The organism is Vibrio sp. KUL70 (assembly GCF_059725515.1).
Map to the genome: position 1 here is coordinate 1,390,707 of NZ_AP045834.1, position 24,080 is coordinate 1,414,786.

12 protein-coding genes are annotated in these 24,080 nt (G+C 44.4%); 6 read left to right on the top strand and 6 right to left on the bottom strand.

Annotation, left to right across the window (positions count from 1 at the left end):
* Positions 1–157 precede the first annotated feature (157 nt).
* The 5 genes from AC6I7V_RS06155 (at position 158) to gnd (ending at position 6,704) form a co-directional block, all read left to right on the top strand.
* Positions 158–1,822 carry an ATP-binding protein gene (locus AC6I7V_RS06155; RefSeq protein WP_255230840.1) on the top strand — a complete coding sequence of 555 codons (1,665 nt, stop codon included), beginning with the start codon at positions 158–160 and terminating at the stop codon, positions 1,820–1,822.
* Positions 1,823–2,518: a response regulator gene (locus AC6I7V_RS06160; protein ID WP_255230839.1), complete on the top strand. Its 696-nt coding sequence runs from the start codon at positions 1,823–1,825 to the stop codon at positions 2,516–2,518.
* 492 nt (positions 2,519–3,010) lie between these two features.
* Entirely contained in the window at positions 3,011–4,513 is a 1,503-nt protein-coding gene (zwf, locus tag AC6I7V_RS06165) for a glucose-6-phosphate dehydrogenase (protein ID WP_498011653.1), read from the top strand.
* On the top strand, positions 4,510–5,226 hold the full coding sequence (pgl, locus tag AC6I7V_RS06170) for a 6-phosphogluconolactonase (RefSeq protein ID WP_255231827.1): 717 nt from the start codon (positions 4,510–4,512) through the stop codon (positions 5,224–5,226). Before zwf ends, pgl begins: the two co-directional genes overlap by 4 nt.
* A gap of 29 nt (positions 5,227–5,255) precedes the next feature.
* The gene (gene gnd, locus AC6I7V_RS06175; RefSeq protein WP_004742688.1) at positions 5,256–6,704 is read left to right on the top strand and encodes a decarboxylating NADP(+)-dependent phosphogluconate dehydrogenase; all 1,449 of its coding nucleotides are present in this window, start codon (positions 5,256–5,258) and stop codon (positions 6,702–6,704) included.
* A gap of 193 nt (positions 6,705–6,897) precedes the next feature.
* Here the strand turns inward: gnd and AC6I7V_RS06180 are convergent, their stop codons facing one another.
* From AC6I7V_RS06180 to AC6I7V_RS06205, 6 genes are all read right to left on the bottom strand, one after another.
* The gene (locus tag AC6I7V_RS06180; protein WP_498011551.1) at positions 6,898–8,457 is read right to left on the bottom strand and encodes an EAL domain-containing protein; all 1,560 of its coding nucleotides are present in this window, start codon (positions 8,455–8,457) and stop codon (positions 6,898–6,900) included.
* A 257-nt stretch (positions 8,458–8,714) separates the two neighbouring features.
* A complete protein-coding gene (locus tag AC6I7V_RS06185) occupies positions 8,715–10,868 on the bottom strand; it encodes an ATP-binding cassette domain-containing protein (protein WP_498011552.1) in 2,154 nt (717 codons plus the stop codon).
* A gap of 1 nt (position 10,869) precedes the next feature.
* A complete protein-coding gene (locus AC6I7V_RS06190; RefSeq protein ID WP_498011553.1) occupies positions 10,870–12,423 on the bottom strand; it encodes an ABC transporter transmembrane domain-containing protein in 1,554 nt (517 codons plus the stop codon).
* Positions 12,423–13,817 (bottom strand): TolC family protein, encoded by a 1,395-nt coding sequence (locus tag AC6I7V_RS06195; protein WP_498011554.1) that lies wholly within the window; start codon positions 13,815–13,817, stop codon positions 12,423–12,425. The genes AC6I7V_RS06190 and AC6I7V_RS06195 overlap by 1 nt, the downstream gene beginning before the upstream one ends.
* Complete coding sequence (locus tag AC6I7V_RS06200) at positions 13,817–16,036, bottom strand: response regulator (protein WP_498011555.1); 2,220 nt, start codon at positions 16,034–16,036, stop codon at positions 13,817–13,819. Before AC6I7V_RS06200 ends, AC6I7V_RS06195 begins: the two co-directional genes overlap by 1 nt.
* 5 nt (positions 16,037–16,041) lie before the next feature.
* Complete coding sequence (locus AC6I7V_RS06205) at positions 16,042–17,367, bottom strand: HlyD family type I secretion periplasmic adaptor subunit (protein ID WP_498011556.1); 1,326 nt, start codon at positions 17,365–17,367, stop codon at positions 16,042–16,044.
* Positions 17,368–17,702: 335 nt separating this feature from the next.
* Here AC6I7V_RS06205 and AC6I7V_RS06210 point away from each other — a divergent pair, with 335 nt between their 5' ends.
* On the top strand, positions 17,703–23,855 hold the full coding sequence (locus tag AC6I7V_RS06210) for a tandem-95 repeat protein (protein WP_498011557.1): 6,153 nt from the start codon (positions 17,703–17,705) through the stop codon (positions 23,853–23,855).
* Positions 23,856–24,080: the final 225 nt, after the last annotated feature.

Sequence of the window (24,080 nt, forward strand, 5' to 3'; positions counted from 1 at the left end):
AAAAATGATTTTTAGGTTTGTCTAAATCAGAAGTTAATCGGTTTTAGATGAAAATTTCTGTTAATAACACGCGCTTTAGTCACAAATCTGAACCTTTGAAGTCTTTCAGAATTAACTTGATGTTAACATTGTTGGATCGCATAGGGAGTAGGTGTCGATGAAGTGGAGCAGTATCAGCTTTAGGAAAAGATTGCTGATTATTATGACAGTGACAGGGTTAGTCGAGTTGTTGATTCTTAGCGCGGCTGGTTTTGCTTACATCAAACACTCCCAAGAAGAAGAGATGGGGCTTAAAGCCTTGGGTGTGGCAGAATTCCTTTCTGAATCGCCACGTGTTATCGACCTGATTCAACGTCATACAAGCCATCCCGATCTCTCGTCTCAGATAAATTCTGAACATCAACAACGTTTCCGTAACTTAACCCATTTGATTGGCGCAGCATTCATTGTTATTGGCGACCAGCAGGGGATTCGACTTGTTCACCCCGTTGATGAAAGGTTGGGTAAGCCGATGCGAGGTGGGGATAACCAGAAAGCATTGGTTTTCGGTGAGTCCTATGTGTCTACCGCCAAAGGTTCTTTAGGGCTTTCGGTTCGTGGTAAATCTGCGGTTAAAGACTCAAATGGCGAGATTATTGGCGTAGTCTCTGTTGGTTATCTGCTTGACTCTTTGCAAGATAGAATCGAACCGTATCTGGCGTTCTTGATCATCATGGCATTGTTGGTTGTCGCTGTTAATGCCTTGATTTCTAGTTATGTATCGAGACGTTTCCAAAGAGCAATTCTTGGTTTTGAACCTGAAGAGATCGGTCGTCTGTACGTCGAGCTTGATGTCACTATGAGCACGGTGAAAGAGGGTATTCTGAGTATCGACAATCACGGCGTCCTTCGTTCAATCAACAAGAGTGCCTGCGATATTCTCTCTATCGATAGAGAATCGTCACTTAACAAACCGTTTTCTCAAGTTGTGCCAAGCAGTGATCTTGAGCAATTACTATCGAGTGGACAAACGGATCACGACATTGAGCTTTATCTAAACAATAAGCGCATTATCGCAAACCGTAGCCCAATCGTGGTGGCGGGTGAGGTGGTTGGTGCGGTGTCGAGTTTTAGATTAAGGGATGAGATTAATGATCTCACCGAGCAGCTATCGCAAACCAAAGAGTATGCTGACCTGCTACGCTCTCAAACTCACGAACATCGCAATAAGCTCAACACTATTAGCGGCATGTTGCAAATGGGTGAGCTAGAAGCGGTGCAACATTTAATTGGCCAAGAAACCGCACACTATCAGAGCCTTATCGAGTTTTTGAGAGAGACCGTCAAAGAGCCTCTTGTGGCAGGTATGCTATTAGGTAAAACAGAGCGTGCTCGCGAGATTGGATTAGAGCTGGTGGTAGAAGAGGGCTCTCGATTAGAGACTCTACCAAAATGGTTAAACGCAGATGATGTCGTGACCATCTTGGGGAATCTGATTGACAACGCCTTTGATGCGACTCGAATGGCAATTAGCCAAACGGAATCATTCCCGCCTGCGAGACGTATTATCGAAGTTTCAGTCAGTGATTATGGTAATGAAGTGATTCTTGAAGTTGATGACAAAGGGTGCGGTTTACCAGAGGGACTGGCTATTGAAGATCTCACGCGCAAAGGGGTTTCGAGTAAAGCTAAGCAGAACCGAGGTGTGGGTTTGTATTTGGTTAAGCAAATTGCCGATCGATATCAAGGCCAACTCGACATGGTTGAAAACAGAGATTTTGGTACACGGACGACCGTTTACCTACCAAAAGAAGAACAAATATCGTTTAAGGAAGAGCGTTAAATGAATGCCGTCACTAAAGTCATGGTCATTGAAGATGATATTGCGATTGCAGAGTTGCACCATCGCTATTTAGAGCAGATTGGCGGGTTCGATGTGGTTGGGATTGCAACCTCCCAAACCGAAGCGATCATGCAGTTAGATATACTAAAGCCTGACCTTGTACTGCTTGATGTTTACTTACCAGACGGCTGTGGTTTGGATATTTTGAATCATGTGAGAGGCAACAACCAAGGCTGTGATGTCATCTTAATCACGGCGGCACGCGATGTTGATACGCTTCAGCAGGCAATGCGAGGTGGCGTTGTTGACTATTTGCTTAAGCCTGTGATGTTTCCACGCCTAGAGGCATCACTTAAAAAATATCGTTCGCAACAACAAGAACTCGAGAGTGTATCGGATCTCAACCAAGGCTTAGTTGATAAGATGTTGCAAGCGGCCAATCAAGCCGACTCTAAGCCAATAGCAACGCTGCCGAAAGGTATTGATGGCGTGACGCTTGATAAAATCCGAGCGCTATTTGAAAGTGCCGAAACGAAAGATCTGACAGCAGATGAGGCAGGGGAGCGTATTGGCGCGAGTCGTACTACTGCTCGTCGATACCTTGAATACTTGATCACGACTGGCGAACTGAACGCTGACCTTAACTATGGTTCAGTGGGTCGACCAGAACGTTGTTACAATAAAGCGACTCGGTAATCTCTTGAGAATGTCGCTTGAATCGACTTACTTTATTGGCCTCCTTTCCCAGCTTGGCGTTCGCGAATGAACTCAGGCACTGATTCAGAACATTACAAATTATAAAACCAGTTTAATATTTCACTACTAAACAGCGATTAAACTGGTTTTTCGTGCTACTCCACCGACCAGATCCCATTTATTTTTCACTACAATGATTTGGAATGCAGTTCCGTTGTCGTTTAATCATTTTTGTTCTAAGTAATGGCAAATTATTTGTATTAAATGAGTCAATATTTAATCGATTGCCCTCACAGTGGTTGATGTAAATCAAATAGTCATAGACAATACTGACCCGAATTGAGGTGATCTATATCACCCTCGTTTACCAAACGCATTCTCTAGTGTGATAGGCGCTCGCTATTTAACTAATAGCCAAGACCTATTATCTATTTTTGTATGTCGCTGATACCGTTGGCGAATACTGAAAACCTTGTTTTTATAGGAAAGATGATGGTAATACCTGAAAACAGCAGCATCGTTATTTTTGGTGCGTCGGGCGATCTCACGTATCGTAAGCTGATCCCCGCTTTATACCACTTGTATGCTAGCAATCAACTGCCGGAATCCTTTGCGATTCTTGGAGTGAGCCGTACTGAGTACAGCGATGAGTCTTACCGTGAAAAGCTGAAGAAATCCCTTCAGGAAATGGAAGAAACTGAGCCAGAGACGCTAGACGCGTTCATTAACCACTTGCACTACCAAGCGATTAATACCTCTGACACAGAAGATTATGCTCGTCTAGCACAGCGCCTAGACAAGCTAGAACAAGATTATCAATTCGAAAATCACAACACTCTATTCTACTTGGCAACACCACCAAGTCTATATGGTGTGATTCCAGCTAACCTAGCAGCACATGGCCTGAACGATGAGTCTAACGGCTGGCGCCGTCTTATCATCGAAAAACCATTTGGTTATGATTTAGCATCTGCCCAGGCGCTAGATGAAGAAATCCATCATCACTTCCAAGAACACCAGATCTACCGTATCGACCATTACCTAGGTAAAGAGACGGTACAAAACCTTCTCGTACTTCGTTTCTCCAACGCAATGTTTGAACCACTGTGGAACCGTAACTTTATTGATTACGTTGAAATCACAGGTGCTGAGTTCCTTGGTGTTGAAGAGCGTGGCGGATACTACGATGGTTCTGGTGCTGTGCGCGATATGTTCCAAAACCATCTGCTACAAGTATTAGCAATGGTTGGTATGGAACCGCCTGCACAAATCAATGCAGATTCGATTCGTGACGAAGTGGTTAAAGTATTGCAGTGTCTAAAACCTCTTGAAGAGGAAGACCTACGTAAAGACTTGGTTCTTGGTCAATATACGGCGTCAGATGTACGTGGTCAGCACCTAGTTGGTTACCGTGAAGAGCCGGGGGTTGCGGATGATTCTCGTACTGAGACATACATTGGTCTTAAAGCTCACATCAATAACTGGCGTTGGAATGGGGTTCCTTTCTACGTGCGTACAGGTAAACGACTACCAACGCGTGTGACGGAAATCGTGATTCACTTTAAGAACACGCCACACCCAGTATTTGGTCAAGATGCACCAGAGAACAAGCTGATTATCCGTATTCAACCGGACGAAGGCATCCAAATGAGCTTTGGTTTGAAAGAACCAGGCGCAGGCTTTAAAGCAAAAGAAGTGAAAATGAACTTCTCTTACTCTGACTTGCCTGAGACTCAAATGCTAACAGCATACGAGCGTCTACTTCTTGATGCACTGAATGGCGACGCGACTCTGTTTGCACGTACTGATGCGGTAGAAGCGTGTTGGAAGTACGTTCAACCTATCTTAGATTTCAAACAAGATCCTCAAGCTCTATTTGGCTATGCTTGTGGTACTTGGGGCCCGCAGGAAGCAGATGAACTTCTGCAACGTGATGGCCGCGCATGGCGTTTCCCATGCAAAAACTTAACAGACACGGATTATTGCGAATTATGATCAACCATAAGATCTTTGAAACGCCAGAGCTAGTTGTTGAAAACCTAGCAAACGAAATGAAAGCGTACAGCGAGCAGGGCAAACCTGTACATATTTCTCTTTCAGGTGGTAGCACGCCAAAAATGCTATTCAAACTGTTGGCACAGGCGCCATACGCAGAAGGTATTCAATGGAAAAACCTTCACTTCTGGTGGGGCGACGAGCGTTGCGTGGCACCAGATGATGCGGAAAGCAACTATGGTGAAGCAAATGCACTTCTATTCTCTCAGGTCAACCTTCCTGCTGAGAACATCCACCGTATCCGTGGTGAAGATGAGCCTAAAGCGGAAGCAGAGCGTTTTGCAAAAGAGATGGCAGAAGTCATTCCAACAGAAAACGGTACACCTGTTTTCGATTGGATCCTGTTAGGCGTTGGCGCAGATGGCCACACAGCATCACTATTCCCAGGTGCAACGAACTACCAAGATGAGAACCTGTCTGTACTGGCTTCTCACCCTGAGTCTGGTCAAATCCGTGTTTCTAAAACAGCTAAGGTTTTAGAAGCGTCAAAACGAATCAGCTATCTAGTACTGGGTGCTGGCAAAGTTGATATCGTTAAAGAAATTCATACAACTCCTGCTTCAGAACTGCCTTACCCGGCAGCGAAAATCCAGTCTAAAACTGGCGAAACAGAGTGGTTCCTAGATTCAAATGCAGCAAGTGCTATCGCATAATCGCGAATAGCCGCAAGGAGATATAAATAATGAAAGGTGATATCGGTGTAATTGGCCTAGCAGTAATGGGTCAAAACCTTATCCTAAACATGAATGACAACGGCTTTAAAGTTGTTGCTCACAACCGTACTGCTGCGAAAGTAGACGAGTTCCTAGAAGGTCCAGCGAAAGGTACAAACATCGTTGGTGCTTACTCTCTAGAAGAGCTTGTTGAGAAGCTAGAAGCACCACGTAAAGTGATGCTAATGGTTCGTGCTGGTGCAGTTGTTGATACTTTCATCGACAACCTAATTCCACTTCTAGACGAAGGCGACATCATCATTGACGGTGGTAACACTAACTACCCAGACACAAACCGTCGTGTTGCTCACTGTCGTGAAAAAGGCATTCACTTCATCGGTACGGGTGTATCAGGTGGCGAAGAAGGTGCACGTTTCGGTCCTTCAATCATGCCAGGCGGCGCAGCTGAAGCTTGGGAAGCGGTTAAGCCAATCTTCCAAGGTATCTCTGCAAAAACTGACGCTGGCGAACCTTGTTGTGACTGGGTTGGTAACGACGGCGCTGGCCACTTCGTTAAGATGGTACACAACGGTATCGAATACGGCGACATGCAGCTTATCACTGAAGCTTACCAGTTCATGAAAGATGGTCTTGGTATGTCTGCAGACGAGATGCAAGCAGTATTCGCTGATTGGAACAAGACTGAGCTAGACAGCTACCTTGTTGAAATCACGGCTGACATCCTTGGCTACAAAGATGAAGACGGTGAGCCTCTAGTTGAGAAGATCCTAGATACAGCTGGTCAGAAAGGTACGGGTAAATGGACGGGTATCAATGCACTAGACCTAGGCATTCCTCTAACGCTTATCTCTGAGTCTGTATTCTCTCGTTGTCTATCTGCGCTTAAAGATCAACGTGTTGAAGCTGAATCTCTATTCGGTAAGACAATCACTCCAGTTGAAGGCGACAAGCAAGAGTGGGTTGATGCACTTCGTCAAGCACTACTCGCTTCTAAGATCATCTCTTACGCTCAAGGCTTCATGCTAATGCGCGAAGCGTCTAACGAGAACGGCTGGGACCTAAACTACGGTAACGTAGCACTAATGTGGCGTGGTGGTTGTATCATCCGTTCTGCATTCCTAGGCAACATCCGTGATGCGTACGAAGCAAACCCAGACATCGCGTTCCTAGGTTCTGATGAGTACTTCAAGAACATCCTACAAGGTAGCCTAGCGGCATGGCGTAAAGTAGCAGCGAAATCTCTAGAATCTGGTATTCCAATGCCATGTACGATTTCTGCGCTATCTTTCCTAGACGGTTACACAACTGCACGTCTACCAGCGAACCTGCTTCAAGCTCAACGTGACTACTTCGGTGCTCACACTTACGAGCGTACTGACCGTCCACGTGGTGAGTTCTTCCACACTAACTGGACTGGTACAGGCGGCGATACTGCTTCTACAACTTACGACGTATAATCGTAATTAGTTGTTTTAAATTGAAAAAGACTGCTAACTGGCATAGTGCTTAATAGCAAAATATGGGTTTAGCGTTTTGTTAGAGGCCTTGTTACATTGTGACAAGGCCTCTTTTTTATTTTCTATTTTCTATTCACTGTTTTTTGAGAAGGTGCGTTGTCCTCACGTTGCCAACACTGTGTCTGGTTATTCTTCATGAAGGGAGCAACTTAAACCCTTCATATCGAATCAGGTCTTGCTGTTTTAATATCTCTAGGGCGAGTTTCTTTGGCATTGGTTTGTAGTAGTAGAAACCTTGGATGTAGGTTACCCCCAGACCTTTTAGCGTATTGACTTGTGATTCGTTCTCTACCCCTTCAACGATAACCGCCATTCCAAGCGAGTCGGCCAATTGAAGCATCGACTCAAGAATAGGGACCCCTAAGCTTGTTGAATCTGAGATATTTTTAACAAACACTCGGTCAATTTTAAGAACACTAAAAGGGAATTGACGAACAAAGTCCAATCCTGCGTAGCCTGTACCGAAGTCATCTATCGCGATCTCTACACCAACCTCTGCCAGTTTGTTTAGATTTGTTCTGATGGTGACCATGTCTTTTTCAAGGCACTCACCGTCTTCGGTAACCTCAAAGACAATTTTGTTCAACACATCCGGATTCTTACGGAACATTCTTAGAGTACGGTCTGCGAAATCTGGATTAGAGACAACATTGCGACTGATATTGACGCTGATGTATCTATTCTCAAAAAGCGCTCCATTTGCTTTTAGGGTGCTTAACACCTGCTCAAGCACAAAGTAGGTGAGATCTTCGATTAACCCAAGACTCTCCGCGAGGGGAATGAAAATCGCGGGCGAAACGCTGCCTTCGATTGGATCGTTCCATCGTAGCAGTGACTCGCAACCGACAACTTGGGAAGTGCGCTGGTCAACGATAGGCTGAAGGTGAACATGTAAGTGTTTGTTTTTCATGGCGTTAGACAGTGAATACTCCAACCCTCTTTGTCCCTGCCTTTTATGTTTGATGTTCAATGCAATGATGGTCGCGATACCAGCACCAAGAAAGCCAAACCAAGAGTATTTGAGAAAGAAATTGAGGTAATAGCCATAGCCTGCATAAGATATGACGGTTAACGGGTAGGTGTCAGACTCTATTTTTAGAGTTTTAATGTATGAGACTGGCTCTAGCTCAGAAATATCTCGGTGTATCACCTCAACTTTTGAATTTAATCCATATTGGGAAAGGTGGTCTTCAACTATGTCTGAAATGTAGTGAGGTGGAATCAAAAGGCTAACACCTTCTTGACTCACTTGATCTTTGAAGATCAGCATTATGGCTTTGGACTGGGAAATCGCAGAATTGGTATAGGAGAGTGTCGTTAAGTTTGGGTCTTTGTTTATTCGACTGCTGATGGTCTGATACAGAGGAAACCAAACGTCGCCTTCGGTTGTTGAACAATAAAAGTAGTCTTGATTATTATATATCGCTGCCTCTTTCACCCAGTCCGTGTCAAATACCGTTTGTCTAAGCTCTCGTACAAAGGCTTTACACGGAAGACTGGCATTTTGTGTCGTTAGAAAAGAATCGAACTTTGCCTTTATCTCATCCAACTTTGTTTCTGCGATTACCATCGACTTTTCACTCACGTCTTTGTAGTGAAATGGAGTAATGGGAAGGAGCAAAGCCATAGAAAAACAAAAAGATGCAATAAAATGGAGTGAAGTCTTGGCAATGCTTATGTAATTGTTGGTCATATTCTAATGGGCGCTTAAGCGGCGGGTTGATTATGTATTTTAATTTATAAAATCAAAACCAATTGAAACAGTATGATCTATCAATAATGTGAATAAAACCATAACTTTAAGGGTTATCACTGAACAATGACGGTTGGCACTTTACAGATTTAAAGCTCGCTGTCGCTTAATTGTTTTACTATTGCGCAATTCTGAATAATGAGTATTCGTTATTTTCGTCTTTCAGTTTTTATTTCCTGATGCAACCTTTATCAGGGTTAGTTAATCATTGAGGGGGCGGCCTGCAGTACTTTATCAGGCGTTCCGAAAAACTTCTGTGAACCATCTTTTTCTAACAGCAGACATCGGTCTGAAACGGCAATCATGGCTTTGCTAGTGGTGGTAAAGATTACCGTGCTGTACGCTAATCTCTCCTTAAACAACAGCGTTATATAACGACTGTTTTCATTTTCGGCGCCAACGAAGGGTTCATCGAGAATGAGAATCTTTTTGTGACAGTCTCCCAGACCGATTGCCAGTACCAGTTTTCGATAGACGCCATCAGGAAGTCGGTCAAGGAAATCGGTCGTTAATAGGGTGTCCTTGCCTTGAGGTAAATAAGGAAGTAGATCAAAGAAGTTGAGCATCTCATCAATGGTTTCCTCTTGTACATATCCGTTATATACCGTGTAGTTAGCGTGAACAGTAGACGGGTAAAGGTGCATATTAAATGGGATATAGGTCAGGCTGCTTCTCAGTCTGAAGTTGTTGAACTGAGCAACGTTATAGCCATCGTACAGCAGTTGGCCCTGAAAACGGGTTTCTATCCCTGCAAGTATATTCATTAAGGTGGTTTTACCGGCACCAGACGGTGCGCATACCGCCACTTTTTGCCCTGGAGTGATCCCAATAGATAGGTTGGTTAAGCCACCTCCAACTCCTGGATAACGGTGAGACAACCCCTTGATGTTAACGCGACCACCTAATTCTTGTATGGGCGGGCTTTTCTCCATTTTAGTTCTGTCATCGTCAAGCGACATTAAAGCATTGATTTGAGAAGAGGAAGCTTTAATCGTGTCGATTTTTGCGAGTGAATTGTAGATCCCCATGATGGGCGTTAGTGTCTTCCAAACTAGAATGATGATCGCAAGCATTGCACCTGGATTGGCTTCTCCGGCCATCACTGCAGATACCGCAGTGACGATGCTGGCGGTACCTATTACTTGAATCAGGCTACTGCCGAGTTGTTGAATTTTAGAGTTGGTGATTGATACTTTATGGGAGTCTTTCAAACGTTGGGTTAGTGCAGCGTTGAAGCGGGATTTGACGACGGAGAGCAGCGGAAGCTTTTGTATTGAGCCAACATTATTTAATAGTTCGTTCCATTGATAAGAGACCATCGCATTGGCACGAGAGCTTCGTGACGTCGCTTGTAGGTAGATGTAGCGGGCATAAATACAAAACACCACCATTATCGCAATACCAATTAGAACGGTAATCGCAGCACTGCCAGACATAACAAAAATCGCAACCAGAAAGATAAAAATAAAGGGCAGATCGAAGTAGCTTAGGCTCGACTCTGCTGTCACTAGCTGTCTAAATTGGTCGATGTCTTTCAATCGTGCTAACTGTGAAGAGGTGGTGGCACTGGAAGTCATCGCGTAGGGCAGCCACAATAATTTAGAGATGACATGGTAAGAGATATAGTGGGCAAGCTCCTGTCCTGATGTATTGAGAATACTCATTCTCTGCCGCTTCAAGTAGTGTTCCATAAGAGCGACGGCAATTGCGCCAGAGGCTAGCCAATACAAGGTTGAGGTTGAATCTGCGGTCAACGCAAAGGTATAAACGCCCATAATGAAAAACGGTTGTATGGTCCCAAATAGGGTGATGAAAAGACTCAATAGGGCGAGACTTTTGAACTCAGCACTGTGTTCATAGAAAATGTGTTTTACCCAATTACGTTTGTCTTGGGATTCAGGCGGCGGCTCTCGAAAGATCCGTGAGTAGCTCGATATGGCACAAACACGAGCCTTAAATTTTGCCGGCAGAGGACTCTCAATAGGGATATCATTTTCGTAGTCGTATAGATGCAGTACCTCTTTTTCGACACCCAGTAAAATGTAGTTCTGGCGATTAATGGATATAAACGCTGGGCAACTGAGTGTTTCTAGCTGTCTATGATGGGTGATCTTTTGGTGTAGACATTGATATCCAAGTCGTGAGAGTGTCGCATCAAAGGCTTTAAAGTGGTCTTTGTCGCTGATAAACGTATCTGATAGAAGCTCAGCAGTGCCTTCCCATTGAAGAGCGACCAGTGTGTAACTTAAACCGAGTAATAGTGGGTTCTCAGCATAACGTGTCGATAGGTGGCCTTCACGAAAGTGCAGTAGCCGCGCTTTTATCTCGTCAAAAGCAATCAATGTATCCATGCTAAGCCACCTCGCGAGCTTTGATGTGTTCTATGTTACGATCTTTGTGTTTTATCTTGTTACTAGCGATGACGAATAAATAAGAGTTGATCCTTGGACGTAAGCAAGAGAGCAAACTAGCTGAAAAGTCGACTTCATATGAGAGGTCGAAGTCATCGATGAGTACGATCTTCTTGTTGCTGAGTAGCGCACGGACAATAAGCAGTGCAAAGTTAACTTTACGCGAGAATGGTTTGATGCCTGTGGTGGTGATCTCGGTATAAAAGCCTTGCTTAAGGTCGTCGATATCTCCTTTGATCCCTAACGTTTCGCATAAAGAGTAGGCAGCTTTGTGCAGCTCAGGTCGAAAGCAGGTGATGTTATCGATGATCGTGCCATCAACAAAAGTGCTGTGTTTATTGACCATGATAATGTTATCGATGACATTGTCGTCGAGTTCTCCTTCCAAAGTTGGTTTGTCAGAATACTGGCTTAGACCTCGTAAAATAGAAGACTTACCGGAACCAGACTGACCTGAAAGAACAGTAATTTTATTGGCTCGAAACTGATAATGCTCCTGACCTTGGTAGCTGACAGATTCTGGCGGCATACCCACCAACTGGTTGGGTGTGTGCTCAGTTGCTATCTCTATGATTTCATTCAATCTCTTGATATAGCTCTTGTTAACCTTCCATTGGCTAATGGCTCGCATGGTTTGTTGGTAGGGGCCAAAAAAGCGATTGGTCAGAAGAATGATAGCTGCCATCACCCCTTGGCTGATATCGAGGTTAATCACCGCAACGGCACTGGTTACCACAGTTAAAATGACAGCCAGTTGCTGAATTAAGGTTAAGGTTAGGCTGAACTTTGATTCTTGTTTTTCAAATTCGCTAGTGTAGTACTCGCGCTCTTTGATCATGGTATTCATAAGGTTTTCTAGTCGATACTCCATCGAACGACCTTTGATATCGAGCGGGTTGGATATGATATCGATGATATTTGAGTTGGTGGTGCCATCGATATCGGATTTTTTCTGCATCAAAGCGACTTTACTATTTGATAAGTGGAGAGCTGTAGCCAGCAGAAAAACGGCACTGATCAGCAGGATAAGACCCGCTGGCGAGTTGATAACCGCAATGATCAGCAGAGTAACAAGACAAGTAAATGCGTTGATGACTGCGCCGATTAGCTCACCACTGTAGTAGGAGCGAAGCCCGAGAATGGTAGTGAGCCTTTCCAAGTAAGACCCAGTATCCAGTTTTTTAAATTGAACCGTGTCTGAGTGACATATCGCATTGAATATCTGATTGGTCGTAGATTGTTCAAATCGGTTGCCAATTCTTGATACCATCGACTCTTCAATATTTTTGATCTTATAGTCGAGCATGATTGCGACAAGGATAATCGCGAAGATGAAATAGAGAGAAGAACTGGATTCATTTGGAATGATTCGGTCAAAAATGATCAGTATCGAAAACGGCAGTACCAATCCGAGTATTGTGGTCAGTATGCTAGAAATCACCAAAAAGCCAGTGTCGCTTGCACTCAGTTTAGGAAGGTAATTTAGTTTGTCCATTATCCTTCTCCTTGCGCAGACAAGCTGTCGATGATCGATAAGTCAAAAGTGTCCTCGATAGGTATCATCCGCTCAGAAATACGGTTGAGCTCTTCTAGGTCTATCGCTCCAAATAGTGCTCTCAGTTTGGTTACATTAATGACGTAGTCATACTGATTGGTATAGTACTCGCGGATGCTATCAAAAAGGTCAGATTCAGAGTTGAGCAGGTCGGTTAACGTTTTCGTTCCGAGTCGATAAGCTTTCTTATTGCCTTGGTAAACGCGATAGTTTGCGATTACAGCCGCACGTAGGTAGGACATGGCTTCGATATTGGCATTTATGGTTAGCACTGTATCGTCGAGAGCAAACTGCGCGTCATTCAACGCTTGGTCATATTGGGCTGAGAACTGCTGAATGCGGCCCTTGTTTTTTTGATATTCGTAATAGTCGCTACCGCCTTCAAAAATCGGCAAATTGACGGTTAAGCTGTAGGTTGTGGTGTCGGTTTTAGAGTTGTCACGGTTACTGTCTTCGTACTCGTAATTGGCAGAAGCTTGAAGAGTTGGATAGAAGTCAGAACGCGACTTGCTCAGAGTGCGTTTGGACTTATCCAATAGTGACTTTGCAATTGCAATGTCGAAATTCGCTTCAACCAGTCTCCTCTTAAGTTGCGCTTTTTCTGAATCTGAGATGGGCAGATATTGATTGTTGAGCGCTAGGTCAAAAGAGGGAACGACTTGAGTCTGTGACGTTGATTGCAACTGATTCAACGACAAGTTTATCTGTTTGTTAATATCTGAAATCTGCTTGCTGGTGGTGTTCTTTCTCGCTTGAGTTTCGTAAACATCCGTCTTAGGTAGATTACCTAGCTCATTATTACGAGTTACCTGCTTTAGACGAGATACCGACGAACGATACTGAGCATCGGTCGCTTTTCTTTGGGCATGAAACTTTAGATAAGAAAAGTAGTTATCTACAACTTCAACCACTGTATCATTAACCAGTTTGTCGTGTTGCAGTTTGCTGATCTGAACATCTAGCTCAGATTCGCGGTAAGTGTTGTAGCGCGACACATCGAGCAAGGTTTGAGACAGTGACAGCGTATAACCATTGCTGTTGTAGTTTTGGTTACTTGGCTGTAAGGCACGTACGTCGGATTCGTTCCATGTGGTATTGGCGTTGGCATTGATAGTTGGATAGAAAAAGGCGGAACTGATGTCTTTATCAAACTCAGTACTTTGAATTTCATATCTTGAGTTGATGATACTGTAGTTATTTTCAATCGCTCCATTGATCACGACAGACAGCTCACCAGCATGGGAGTCGATACTACTTACAAGCGTGATTAAACCGATTAAGGGTAAACCTAAGGTCGGCTTTTTATACCTTCTTGAATCAAACGCTGATTTCATTAACCCACCTTCCTGATCGCCATGTATTTCTTGATGACCGAGTAAATCTCATCATTCTTGTATGGCTTACTGATGACGTAATCCATGCCTGCATCAACACAGCGTTTGTGTTCTTTATTACTGGTTAACGCTGTAGCACCGATAATGGTGGTGGGTGGTAAGTGGTTATCACGCTCGTATTGGCGAATATGAGTGGTTGCTTCGATACCGTCCATGTTTGGCATAATGCAGTCCATAAAGATGATATCGAACTGTTGCTCTTTGATAAGCGCAACGGCTTTGGCTCCGTCGTCTACCCCTTGACACTGGAAGTCAAAATTAGAGAGAATTTTGTTAAGAATGATCTGTTGTACTCTATCATCCTCAACAATCAAGAACTGCTTATCAGACTGGCTCTCTTTCTCACTTTCACTGTCCAATGTCTTAACAATGTTGTCGATGAAGTCGATAGGGGTGAACGGGTGGTAGAACACATAATCAACGTGGTTGTAGGTATCGTCTAGATCGGCTGAACTCGACATAGAGAGCATCAGTTTGATCTCTTTTGCCGCTAATCGTGCTTTCAGCGTTTTACAGAATGAATCGAGAGTGATCCCCTTAATGTGGTCAGTTAAGAATATACCGTCGTGAGGTTTTAAATCCTTCATCATCTTAAAGATGTCGTTTGCGGTGCTTGCTAAAACAACATTAGCACCTTCATTAACGAAGGTCTGTCTCAATATATCGAGCTGTAAGCTATCAATACCGCATAACAGGATCGTACGTCCTTCCAAACGGTTGGTCAGAGGTGCGTACTGAGAGGCATTGACATCAAAGTTAATCACCATCTTTTCAGCTTCGTCTAATGTTTCTGTTATCGCGGAGTAGTTTTTAACCCCAGTAAGCAGGTTGTTGGCTAGTTCGACATTGGTGATGTCTTTAGTTACCGCATCACCCCAGTTGAGTTTGTCTAGCTGCTCTATTTGGGTATAGGCGCTACGATAAAAATAGAGCGACAGCGTAATTCGCAGTTTATCGACTTGTGATGAGCTACTGCACCCAACATGAAGTAGTGCATTGGAGTGCGTAGGTGTCGCGATTTTGTTGGAAATTTGGAGCAACAATATCCAGAACAATCCAGTTTGACTGCCGTAAAGTTGGGCTGGGATAGCATTGTCAACGAAGCATTCGAGCGTTTTGGATTGTTGCTTTGATTTGGTGGCAGTAAGAACAATCAATTCGCTGATTAAGTCATAGAAATCGATGTTCTTGTCATCATTGAGTGCATCTACGTTCGATAGGCGGTTAAAGTTGTCTGCGAGGTTTTCTAACGTCCATGTAGCAGAGATGATCTCTTTAGCCAGCAGCGCACCGTTTTCATCACTGTCTTTAACCAATAATTTAATACCACCTTGAATGGTGTTGGTGATACCGCGCACCTCGTAACCGAGTAGGTTGTAAAGGCGTTGATAAAGGTCGGTCTGCGACTTTTGTTCCTCTAACTGCTCATAACTTGACAGCAACTTGGCGTAGATGTTCTTTTCAATGCTCGAGGTTTCGACACTTGATATTCGCGCTTTTACTGCCTCGTGATCGATGCTTTTTAGATTGCTCGATATCTGTTTGAAGGTTGCATGCGCTTGGTCTTTTTGTGCTCGGGTTCGACTTAAGAGTCGACTATTTTGGGTGACATAAACAAACAGCGCCAAAAAGAGCACTAGATTGAAACTAGCGATGGTATACAGCTGTAGGTGAGAGGTTTGCGCAGCTTGGTTGTGGTAGTTATTGATAAAGCTTTTCACCGTATTGATGCTTTTTTCGGATGCTACACGCAGCGAACGGCTTAGTTGGTTTAAGTCACCTGTCTCTTGGTATTTTTGGAAGTGAAGCTCTAACAAGTCGAACCCCATAACTCCAGTTAAAAGGGCTAGTGATTTCTCTTCAGAGATCAGTTGTTGCAACTCTGATAGTTCGCCCTGAAGTTTGGTAATCAGTAGGTTAACTTGCTCTTGTTCACAGCTTTCAATATTGTTGCTACATAGGTCTAACGTTGAGTTCAGTGTTGAGATATCACTGAGTACCTCATGAGATTTACCAAACATTAGCGACTGAGCGCTGCTCCGTTCATTGTTACTGTAGATGGTCTGAATGGTATAAACCGTACTCGTACCCAAAATGGCAACGATCACAATAAACAGTATGTGACTTAGTTTGTGAGTGTATCTATTTGACTGACTCATAGCCGCTACCTTTCATCAAATGATTCGTCGAGCGCGGTCATGATCGGCTTCAAGGCGTAATCGATCACTTTTCGGCTACCGGTTTTAATGTCTGCAGTAAACTCCATATAAGGAGCAATGTAATATTGGATTTGATTACGCGTTAGGTAATTCTCGGTAATCTTAATTTTGGCGATGTAATACTCTTGCTCTTTCTCTTCGTAAGAGCTGCGGGATATGGATTCGATGTTGCCGGATAAGATGCCGTACTTAGCAAAGTTATAAGTATCGAATTTGAGTTTGACCTCCTGTCCTTTTTCGATGAAGCCAACGTCTTTACGCGGGATTTTCACCTCTGCGTGCATCTCATTGTTGAGTGGTGTGATATCGGCAATGCTATCACCAGGAGGAATTACCGCTGATTGGTAATTAAAGTTGATTTTATCGACTTTGCCATCGACAGGAGAGAATACTAATAGCCTTTCCACTTTGTCGGTTAATGATGGGAGTTGCGTCTGTTTGATCTCAAGGTTGTTGTTCACTTCCGTCAGTTTGGCGTAGTAGTCGGTCCTGCGATTTTTTTGGTTATCACTTAACTGTTTTTCAAGCCGGGTGAGTTGGAACTTTTCGTTTAAGATGCCTTCATTGAGATTTTCTATTTCACGTAACATGTTTAGGTGCTGTACCTTCATGTTGAGTACATCGATATGCGATGCCATCTCTTCTTTATAGAGCTGATCTTTGATTTTTAGTTGTTGGTTAATCACTGCTAACTGTTGCTTTGATGATGCTACGCGGCGTTTCATTGACTCGATTAACCCTTTTTTATGCTGAATATCATGCAAGAACAGCTCATCATTGGATTGGTTTCGATTGTTCTCTTCAGTCCATGAGAGGGTTTGCGTTTCAACTAAAGCAGGGTAGTTTTCATAGCGCGAAAAATCCGGTTTTGTGTTGTTGATGAGCGCTTGGTATTTGAGTTTCTCTACTTGAAGTTGAGATATTTCATATCGAGTGGACTGCAATTCAGACACTCGGTCTTGAGAAGTTAATGTGGCGATCTTTTGACCTTTGTAAACAAGATCCCCAGGAGATACATAGAGCTCTTCTAGAATACCGCCTTCTAAATGCTGTACTTTTTCAACGTCTGAATCGAGTAAAACTTCGCCTCTTGTCGATACGGTAATATCAATAGTGGCTTGGGTTGCCCAGACCACAATGCCCAATATAAAAACAGTAATAATCACAAAGACTTTGTTTACTGTAACTCGGTCTTGGGAGTTGGACACATCGAGCGTTGATTGATGCTCTTGGTTGATTGAGCGCTCGATGATTTTATCTAATTCATTCATAAACCAGTCATCCTTGCCCTTCGCATTGAATGGTCTGCAATTCCGCAACATAGCGGGTTGTATAAGGCCTTAGCGAGTTTAGTGACGTTGTATTTTTGTTGTTCGACTAGGTGCTCCATATGCAACTTAGTCTTGTTTTATTTTTACTGTAGTACAGTTTCGTTAAAAAGAACGTCTAACTTGTTAATTTTTAATATGTATTAAACAGAATAAGCGTCGGATCATCTTTTTGTTCGATACGACTTTGAACAACTTGTTTTATGTGCCTTGTGTCCTATGCTACGTATAGCATAAAGGGTAATTAGAGTCAGACAAGTCATTGACAAGGAGTGCGTATGCCAGTTGGTCAGAACCCAGAAAACAACGAATTGAATGATGCAGTTGAGCAAGTTAAGACAGATGACAAGTCGCCTGCTTCGTCATCTCATCCCGGCAATCAAAATAATCAGCAATCGACGGCTGCAAACACAGTCGCCACTGGTTCTGACTCGGTTGCACCGCTAGAAGAAAACAGCGATCAGAAGTCAGAAGGCGGCGAACAAGCGACGGCCGAGCAACAAAAAGAGGGTGGAGAGCAGGGGGAACGAGCTGTTACCGAAGAGGGGCTTCAAACTGAAGATGGCGCAACGCTTTCTCAAGTACAAGAGGGGCCTCAAGAAAACGAGCAACGCACAGAGCAAAGCGGTGGTGCGCAACCGAGTGTCGGTGCCCAACAGGTCGGTGGAGACACGCCCTCTGGCCGTGATGATGCCGGGCAACCTGCTCAACAGTCAGTCGTGCCTCAAGTGCAAGATGGCGAGATTTCTAGCAGTAGCCGCTCCATCAGCCCAAGTGAGGTGAGTGACACCAAGCAGGATACTCAGAGCTTTGATGTCAATGTCACTCCTGAACGATCGATCTATTCTGACGAGCTTGAACACAGCGATACGACAACCGACAGTTTATCCTTTGATGTGAATGTCGAAGCGGTGAACGATCTCCCTGATGCAGCGCCGACTAACCATGAGATCAATGAAGATGGCGTGTTAAATTTCACGGCGGATGATTTACTTGCTAACTCTACCGATGTTGAAGGGCCTGTGAGCCTCCAGTCTGTCGAATACTCTGGTGATGATGGCGAGCTAGTAGAAAACCCTGATGGATCGTTTAGCTTCACGCCAAATGAGAACTTTCATGGTGATGTCGTGTTTGATGTTGTCATTGAAGACAATGAAGGCGCTATCGCTCAAACCACCGCCAATCTTCACGTAGTTTCTGTTAATGATCCGGTCATAGCTAATGATGACTCAGAGCTTGGTGCGGCGGAGCCAAGTATTCGCCTAGATGCTGAGCCGGAAAATGGCGTCCTGCAATACCTTAATGAAGATGACGTATGGGAAGATATCGTCGTCGGTGAAATATACTCTGCGGATACTGAACTTCAATTTGTGCCAGATGTCGATGCCGTCGAATCAGCGACGATTGATATCAAAGTAGGGAGCTTCGACAACGATACCAGTACGAATATCTTCGATGGAACAGCACAAGCGTCTGATTGGGGAGTGGTTAATGGTGATACGGCTGTATTTACGCAAGACGACGTCACAATAACGACTCAAGTGACAGGCGGTGACTTGACCGCTTGGAATGGTGCAGGAACGTCAGTGGGTGCGGGGATTGGCGATCAATCGAATAATGGTTTGTCTCACAACGACACGCTCGTTGTCACGATTGATGGTGAGGATGTGAATCAAATTACCTTCCAGCTCGATGGGCTCGGCGGTTGGTTTGATGAATCGCACAGCAACGCGACGGAAGTCATTATCACTGCCTACGACGCAGAGGGTAATGTCATTGATTCTCAAGGTGGATATAGAGAATCAGGTGAGTTCCAAGATCAATATGTCTTCACAACGGATCAGCCCGTGCATCACTTCGAACTTGGTACCACTGGCGGAACCGGTACGTATGTTGTGCAGAATATGACGGTATCGCGCACCCTTACAGAAGAGTTGCAACTGGTCACTATTCAAGGTGATGGCAGTGAGGTGACAAGTGCTACAACCTTAGACCTAAACTACGATACCGCTAACCAACCCATCGATGTTACTGAACAATTGATAGATGTTGATAACACCATTACCACGACACCTATTCAGGTATTGGAAGATGGTGTGCTTGTCCTGAATGTCAGCGACCTGCTAGCCAATGACACCGACGCCGATGGTGACTTGTTATCGATAGTCGAAGTGAGCATGGTCGATGATAGCCAAGGCGAAGTGGTGCTAGGTGAAAACGGCGCGATTACCTTCACACCAGCACCCAACTACTTCGGTGAAGCTCAATTTGAATATACAGTAACAGATGGCAATGGTTCGTTTGATACGGCGACGGTGTCTGTGGATGTTATCCCTCAACAAGATGCGCCAGTTGTCGATGGCGTGTTGACGGATCAGGTTGATGAAGATGGTTTAATTACACTGACGCAAGCACAACTTCTGTCTAATGTTACGGAACTGGACGGAGACGCTTTAACAGCGCTGAACCTGAATATTGATGGGAATGGGGTACTTACGGATAACCAAGATGGAACCTTTACCATAGAGCCAGCTGAGCACTTTAACGGCAACATATCCATCACCTATGAGGTGACTGACGGTATTGATACTGTTAGCAACGAGCTGCAACTCAATGTTGAAGCCGTGGCAGATGCTCCTAATCTTAATGTTACACCGAGTGCTGACAACCTAGATGGTGAAGTGGTCCGCGATAATCAGAATATTGTCGAATTTGATATCGATGCCTCTTTGGTGGATCAAGACGGTTCTGAAACACTCAGTGTTACGGTTAATGGCGCGCCTGATGGTAGTGTCATTCGTTACGACAGCGATGCGATTCTTAATGATCAATCGAGCGGCTTGACCAGTTTTACTGACTCTACTGTGACGGTGACGTTTGAAGGTGAGAATGCAGGTTACAAGAACTCGGTTGGTTACTATGTGGTGGAAGAGGATGGCTCCATCAACAATGTGAATATGGTGTATAGCGACGCCTCACAACAGGGCGCTGGTGGCTCTTTAATCCCGGGAGAATCTTCTTTCTCGTTCGAACTCGAAGAGGGTCAGAGCTTCAACCTATTCGTCATTCCGAACGGTGGTCGCTACAACGATTTTGAATCACTGGAAGGCGGTGAGTTTGTCTTTAGAAATGAGGATGGCTCTCCAGCAAGTATCACCTCGAATGATCCGCAATTAATCTACATCGCTGAAGATGGGACAGAAAGTGTCATTCGTGGTCAAAATGGTGATGCAGTATTCCATGGTGGCTCCAGCACAAACCTTAACCAAGATGGTGTAGAACATACCCGCGTCACGATGAACGACGACGGTGAATTAATCTATGGAATTGAAGATCTTTATGGCGGTGGGGACCGCGACTATGATGATTTCTCTTTCTCGATTGATTTGGGAGAAACCAACCAAGCGATCTATAGCGGCGAAATCTTAGTATCAGAAGGGGAGCCTGTCATCATCCCTTCTGTCATATTGGACCAAACATTGTCATTGGAAGTGCCAGAAGGCTTTAGCGACGATATCGATCTCGTGATTCAAGCGACCTCAACGGAGGGCTCGAATCAGGACTCAGCGATAGCAAGCCAAATCTTACATATTGATGCTAACGAGTATGCACCGCAAGTAACGCCGTTGTCTGACTCGGTCATTGAAGACAATGCTATTACGTTTACTCAAGATGACCTTCTGGCGAATGCAACTGACATCAATGGCGATGACCTGACGGCATTGAATGTTTCAGTCGACCCTGCGGTTGGCTCTGTGATCACAAATCCAGACGGCTCATTTACTGTGACCCCACTAGAAAACTACAGCGGCAATATTGAGGTGACTTATGATGTCACGGATGGGACACATACCGTACCTGCGTTACTCAATTTAGACGTGGAAGCGGTCGCTGACGCACCTAACGTTTCAGCCAGTTTGGGTGCGATGGTTGATACGGATTTTGATACTAGCGATCCCCTCGAAGAGTGGAACACGGACAATGCTCATGGCGGCTTGGAGATTCGTGGCGAACAAGTTTATACCGGCATTAGTGATAGCGACCGTGGTAACGTCATCGAGTTAGAAGTTCATAGAGGTGATGAATCTAATCTTTACCAAAATCTTGACCTTCAAGCCGGAGAAACCGTCACTCTTACCTTTGACTATTCAGCAAGACGTAACTGGGAAGATGATTCGGATATTGAGCTCTATTTTGATGGTGAGCTTATTGATACCATCAGCCAAGATACCGTGGGGTGGCACACTTACAGCTACGAGCTAACAGCGACAACTAATAATCCGCGACTTGAGTTTAACGCGCCTGATGACAACAGCCTAGGAGGATTGTTAGACAACATTCGAGTGACTGAAGTAGCGACAGAAGATAATGATATCCGTATTGATATCAGTACAATGCTTACCGATCTCGACGGTTCGGAAAGTATGCAGTCTATAGTTTTGGATGCTTTGCCAGAAGGGAGCACTTTAACTGATGGTGTGAATACGTTTGACGCGACTGCGGAAAGCAACAGTGTTGATGTAGTGGGCTGGAATTTAGATAATCTGCAGTTTACGCCGCCTCAAGACTTTAACGGTGAAGTCAGCTTGCAGTTGTCTGCGACATCGGTGGAAAGCTCGAATGGTGACACCTCGACCACAACCACAGATTTGACGTTTAATGTGGAAGCGGTCAATGATGCGCCAAATGCCCCAACCCTCTCAATGGAAGGTGTAGAGGATCAAGTTATTATCATTGATCCTGCTTTCATTCTCTCAAAAGTCACTGACGTGGATGACAGTGAGTTCACGCTAGAGAGTTTGTCTGTCAGAACGCCAATCCAAGCATCAATTACCCCTACTCAAGACGGCCTTTACCAAGTTGTGGTTCCGGAAAATTATAATGGCGCTATTGATCTTGCTTATGAGGTCAGTGATGGTGAAGCGACCACAGAGGGCACTGTAAACCTCAATATAATAGCGGTAGATGACGCCCCGTTCCAAAGTGGAAATGCGCACTTAGCTGTGGATGAAGATGGAGCAATTACCTTCAACAGTTCTGACTTAATTGACCTATTTGGTGACGTAGATAGTTCGTTGACTGTATCTCGCGTCGTTACCGCAACAGGTGAAGAGGCGGAAGGCACGGTTGTCGACAACGGTAATGGAACTTGGACGTTTACGCCAACCGAAGACTTTGCGGGCACTACGGGTCTTCAAGTGGTTGTTACTGATGGTAACACTGAAGCCAGCATGGATATGAATGTTTACATTCGTCCGGTCGCTGATGGTGTGGCAATTACCACAAGCTTTGATGGACCACTGGTTTTCAAAGAGGATACGACAGCCCACTTCGGTATTGATATCGAACAGCTTGATACGTCAGAAATCATGACCAGCGTAACAATGACAGGTTATCCTGTTGGGTTTACCGTGAGTGATGGTTCGAATACAGTGGTGATTACTGAAGAAAATCAGGCGATTGATATTGGTAAATGGGACCTTGATACACTGACCATGACACCTCCAGAAAACTACAACGGTGAGTTCTCTGTGACGCTAGCCGTGGTTTCATTGGATGAAGTTGAAGATCCTGCTGATTATGAGGTAACAACAGAGTTAGGCCGAGGTGATTCACAGCCTTCTCCGTTCGTTCTTGGTGATGAAAGCTATGCACTGATCGAAAGTGAAGATTTGCTTGAGTTGGTGCCAAATAGTGATGAAACCATTACTATCAGTGAGGTTTCATACACTGGCGATGGTGGTACGCTTATCGATAATAACAATGGGACGTGGAGCTTCTGGGGAGACCCGAACTACCAAGGTGACATTGATATCGATTTTACTACCTCAGAAGGTAGTCAGCACCAAGTGACATTGCTAAACCAAGACCCACTTGATGAGCCACAACCTGTGGATGCGATGGCAATGAGGGAGTCTGCACCTCAAACAAGCTCAAACCAAGAACCAGATTATACTGTGGCTCCGGGAGATACATTCGACGTTGATATTCCTACCAACATCACCGGAAATGGAGAGGTAGATCATCTGCTAATCACTGGGCTACCTGATGGAGTTGAGCCTATCCAAGGTGTTTCAGATGGTGAGGGCGGCTACAGCGTGAGCAATCTCGATTCATCAATAGCACTCAAAGTGAGCGGGTTATTTGAAGGAGAGATTGAACTAGAAATGGTGGGCATGGATGTTAACGATGTGCCTGTAGAAGGTACAGAAGCGAGAGTGTCTATACACATTGATGAAAGCTACGAAATGCAGGGAACCAGTGCCGATAGAGCGGTAAATCCAATGTCTGGTGATGACAGTTCGCAAGGTGATTGGACTACGCAAGACAACACCGATATGGGCGTCGATGTAATGGATGACAGCTCTAGCTTCGATAACCAAAACAACGAAAACTCGGTGGATGATGATTTGTCGATGTTGAGCGACTAACAACATAACGCACTAAAATCACCTCAATCACAGCCGTACTTACAGTGCGGCTGTTCTATTTTTAGAGCGTGTGTATTTTTATGTTCTTGTCGTTTTCCGTAACCGTTGTCTTTGCTACAAACTGTTACATTTTACCTAGATAACAAGTGGGTAATGCCATTGTGTTCATAAAGAGTAAGCTGCATTATTCTAAAACTGAATTTTCTGTATCTAAGTATCTATTTT

Bases quoted from the DNA above. Each gene is read 5' to 3' on its own strand.
- AC6I7V_RS06155 (WP_255230840.1), top strand. From the start codon at position 158: ATGAAGTGGAGCAGTATCAGCTTTAGGAAAAGATTGCTGATTATTATG.
- AC6I7V_RS06160 (WP_255230839.1), top strand. From the start codon at position 1,823: ATGAATGCCGTCACTAAAGTCATGGTCATTGAAGATGATATTGCGATT.
- zwf (WP_498011653.1), top strand. From the start codon at position 3,011: ATGGTAATACCTGAAAACAGCAGCATCGTTATTTTTGGTGCGTCGGGC.
- pgl (WP_255231827.1), top strand. From the start codon at position 4,510: ATGATCAACCATAAGATCTTTGAAACGCCAGAGCTAGTTGTTGAAAAC.
- gnd (WP_004742688.1), top strand. From the start codon at position 5,256: ATGAAAGGTGATATCGGTGTAATTGGCCTAGCAGTAATGGGTCAAAAC.
- AC6I7V_RS06180 (WP_498011551.1), bottom strand. From the start codon at position 8,457: ATGACCAACAATTACATAAGCATTGCCAAGACTTCACTCCATTTTATT.
- AC6I7V_RS06185 (WP_498011552.1), bottom strand. From the start codon at position 10,868: ATGGATACATTGATTGCTTTTGACGAGATAAAAGCGCGGCTACTGCAC.
- AC6I7V_RS06190 (WP_498011553.1), bottom strand. From the start codon at position 12,423: ATGGACAAACTAAATTACCTTCCTAAACTGAGTGCAAGCGACACTGGC.
- AC6I7V_RS06195 (WP_498011554.1), bottom strand. From the start codon at position 13,817: ATGAAATCAGCGTTTGATTCAAGAAGGTATAAAAAGCCGACCTTAGGT.
- AC6I7V_RS06200 (WP_498011555.1), bottom strand. From the start codon at position 16,036: ATGAGTCAGTCAAATAGATACACTCACAAACTAAGTCACATACTGTTT.
- AC6I7V_RS06205 (WP_498011556.1), bottom strand. From the start codon at position 17,367: ATGAATGAATTAGATAAAATCATCGAGCGCTCAATCAACCAAGAGCAT.
- AC6I7V_RS06210 (WP_498011557.1), top strand. From the start codon at position 17,703: ATGCCAGTTGGTCAGAACCCAGAAAACAACGAATTGAATGATGCAGTT.